The 3,530-nt window shown below is 55.8% G+C and carries 2 protein-coding genes; one reads left to right on the plus strand and one right to left on the minus strand.

From position 1 onward, the window contains the following. Nucleotides 1–3,397: Ig-like domain-containing protein (locus CRO75_RS32060; protein WP_239990685.1), on the minus strand; the 3,397-nt coding region annotated here is incomplete at its 3' end. Between CRO75_RS32060 and CRO75_RS33495 the strand changes: the two genes are divergently transcribed. Then, nucleotides 3,336–3,530: hypothetical protein (locus CRO75_RS33495; RefSeq protein WP_239990686.1), on the plus strand; the 195-nt coding region annotated here is incomplete at its 3' end. The genes CRO75_RS32060 and CRO75_RS33495 overlap by 62 nt on opposite strands.

Below are 3,530 nucleotides of genomic sequence, written 5' to 3' on the forward strand. Positions count from 1 at the left end.
GCAAGCTCGACTTGAGCACCAGATCCGAACGCACATCAAGGTTCGTGACACCCTGCAGATCACTGCTCATCACCGGCGATGCTTTCACCGTGACCAGGTGGCTGCTATCAGCCGAAACATTACCCGCCGCACTAGCGACCACAGGACTCTCTGGTGAAGCGGCTGCAGCGGCAGTCTGGGCGGCGACCTGTCCTCCGTTGTCCTCGTTAAATAGCGCTTGGAAAGGAGTCGGCGCATAGTGCTTTTGATAGATCCCACCATATTGACCATCCTGGCCCAGGCTGGTCCACGTAATGGTAAACCCACCATCCTGCGTTGCAGTAATGGAGGACTGATATTGGCCATCCACTGTATAGGAACTATTAACCAGCGTTTCCGTACCATTAAGTGTACCGTCCGCATTGTAGCGTTGCAGGTAGATATCGTAGCCCGAGCTACCACTAAACTGGTTCATGCTTTGCCACGCAACCACCCAGCTACCATCGCTTAGAATGGCTACGCTGGAATGTTCCTGCACACCCGCAGTATAGGTATTGACCTGTGTTTGTACGCCTACGGCCGTACCCGTCGCATTGTAACGCTTCATGAAAATTCCTTTACCGCTTCCATCGGCTCCAGAATCCGTCCACACGACAACCCAACCGCCGCCCTGTGTCGCCGAAAAACTAGCGACATCTGAGCTATTTTGATCACCACTGGTCGTAGTGTTTATCAATATCTCCCCCCCTTGGGCCACACCAGAAGCGTTATATCGCCGCTGATAAACTCCCCAACCAGAACCATCTTGTGCAGAGCTCTCCCAGGTAATGACCCAGCCGCCATCGGCGAGCGCGGCGACATGCGCGCTACGCTGCATGCCAGCCGCAGTATTGACCGTCGTTACGCTACCCATGTGCGTGCCACTAGTGCTCACGCGCTGATAAAAAATATCAGTGCCCGAGAATCCCCCCGACCAGCTCACAATCCAGCTGCCATTACTGAGCTGAGCAGAGTCTAAATATTCGATGTTATATCCGCTGGTAATACTGATTTGGGGACCATTCACCGTACCATCGGCGTTGTAGCGCTGCTGTACACTTGATTGAAACCCGCCGCCGCCACTGACATTCCAAGTAGCGAGCCAACCACCATCAGCAAGTCCAATAACCTCTGGTGAAGTAGCTGATCCAGTACTTATTTGAATCTCAACGCCAACAGGCTTGCCATTGGCATCAAAGCGCTGTTGAGAGATATTGATACCGTTGCCATCACCATCCCAGACTACTATCCACCCCCCATCGGCAAGCGCAGCCACCACCGAGGCGCGATCCGTGTTGTTGTAACCCACACCTTGTGAGCCGGAAACGGTGGTATTCACCGATTCGCTAACCAACACCGTCTTGCTGGTGTTGGCTGTATTACCTGCGGCATCCAATGCCACAACGGATATCAAATGATTTCCATAAGCGGGCATATCGCCGGAAGGAACCGAAGCGCTCCATGTGCCAGTCGCTGTGGCCGTGGTAGTGTAAGTTTGATTGCCGAACGTAACGGATATTTCACTTCCTGCCTCTGCCGTGCCGCTTAATGTTAAGCTCTCTGCCTCCGCTAGTGAAATGGTGTTATCACCCGCCACTGTTGCGATCGTTGGTGTCACGAGCACGGTATCCACCACAATCTGATGAACCGGCGTTTCCACCGAATATCGATACGCTGCATCGCGGATGCGCACGCTGTAGCCGTAACTACCGTTCGCCAGAGTGCTGTCGGTGTAACTCCATGTCGTACCCGATGGGGCCAGCGTCGCCACCACCACACCATTACGCAGCACCTCTACCAATTCGCCCACTGCCAACACCGCACTCAGTGTGCCGCTTAAAGTCGGTGTGGTGTCATTGGTTGCACCGCCATTGGCGATATCATCAACAATGGCCGGAACATCGTCACTTACTGCAGCCAGCGTGATCGTTTTGCTCAGCGGGCTGCCGCTGGCATCGTAGTGCCGCTGGTACACACCCGCACCACTACCGTCCTGACCATTGCTGGTCCAACTGATCGTAAAGCCTTCGTCTGCGGTCGCGGTAACTGACGGGTGAGTCTGATCACCCGCAGTAAAACTGTTGACTAATTGTTCGCTGCCCTTTTTATTGCCCAGCGCATCGTAACGTTGCAGGTAAACATCGTAACCCGACGTACCGCTGACTTGATTATTGCTGTGCCAGGTCACCACCCAACCGCCGTCGCTCAGAACGGCGATACTGGGATGCGCTTGCGTACCCGTGGTGAAGCCATTGACCCGTGTTTCCCCTCCCACAGCCACGCCCGTCGCGTCATAACGCTGCAAGTAAATACCAGCGCCGCTACCATCAGCCGCCCCGTCAGTCCAGCTAACAATCCACCCCCCCCCCTGATCCGCCGAAAAACCAGCGGTTTCTGCGTGATACTGATCATTCGCGGTCGTGCTATTGACTCGGACTTCGCCTCCCACAGTGGCCCCGGCAGCGCTATAGCGCCGCTGGTAAACACCCCAGCCACTGCCATCCTGATTCTGGCTCCACCAAGTGACTACCCAACCACCATCCGAAAGTGCAGCAATGCTTGATTCGCGTTGCACACCTGCAGCGGTGGTATTGACCGTCGTCATACCACCGCTGGGCGTGCCATCAGCATTGAAACGCTGCTGGATAATACCGAGAGAAGTGCCATCGCCTGGGTCGCGACTCCAGGTCGTAACCCAGCCACCGTCATTGAGCTGGGCAGTATCGGAATAGCCATCGGCCTGATTACTCGCCGCCTTGACCACAACCTCGGTGCCGTTTGCTGATCCATCGGCGTTGTAACGCTGTTGACGAATCGACCAATTGATCCCTCCCTGATTATCAAGCCAGGTCACCAGCCAACCGCCATCGGCCAATGCCGTGACTTCCGGTGCCTCCTGAGTATTAATGGTCGTAGTGTTGACGCGAGTTTCCGCACCCAAGGCATGGCCATCCGCACCAAAGCGCTGCTGATAGACATCTTTGCCGGTCCCAGCCCCGTTGTCGCTGTTCCAGGTGATCACCCAACCACCGTCACTCAACCCCGTCACCACCGAGTCACGAGCAAAGTTGGCGTTGTTGGCTGGTCCTTGATCTCCAGCGACATAGGTATTGACCGACTCGCTGACAAATACCGACTTGTTCACACTCGGCGAGACATTACCCGCCAAGTCAGTCATCCACACCGTTACATTCTGGTTGCCATAACCCGGGTTGTTTGCAACCGGGACCAACACACTCCAGGTACCCGCTGGTGTGGTCGTAGCAGCGTAGTCATGACCGCCGTAAGTCACAGTCACCGTACTGCCCGCTTCAGCCGTGCCGCTCAAGGTTACTCCGGCCGCCGCCTCGGCCAGCGAAATGGTGTTATCAGTAGCCACTGTTGAGATCGTTGGAAGTACTGGAGCGGTGTCCACGATAAAGGTCAACGTCGCCGAGTTGGCCGAGGTGTTGCCTGCCGCATCGCTCTGGCGCACCACCACGCTCTTGGGTCCATCGCCGGTCACGATGAAG

This window comes from Pseudomonas sp. LAMO17WK12:I10 (genome assembly GCF_900215185.1).
In the GTDB taxonomy this organism is placed as follows: Bacteria; Pseudomonadota; Gammaproteobacteria; order Pseudomonadales; family Pseudomonadaceae; genus Aquipseudomonas; species Aquipseudomonas chlororaphis.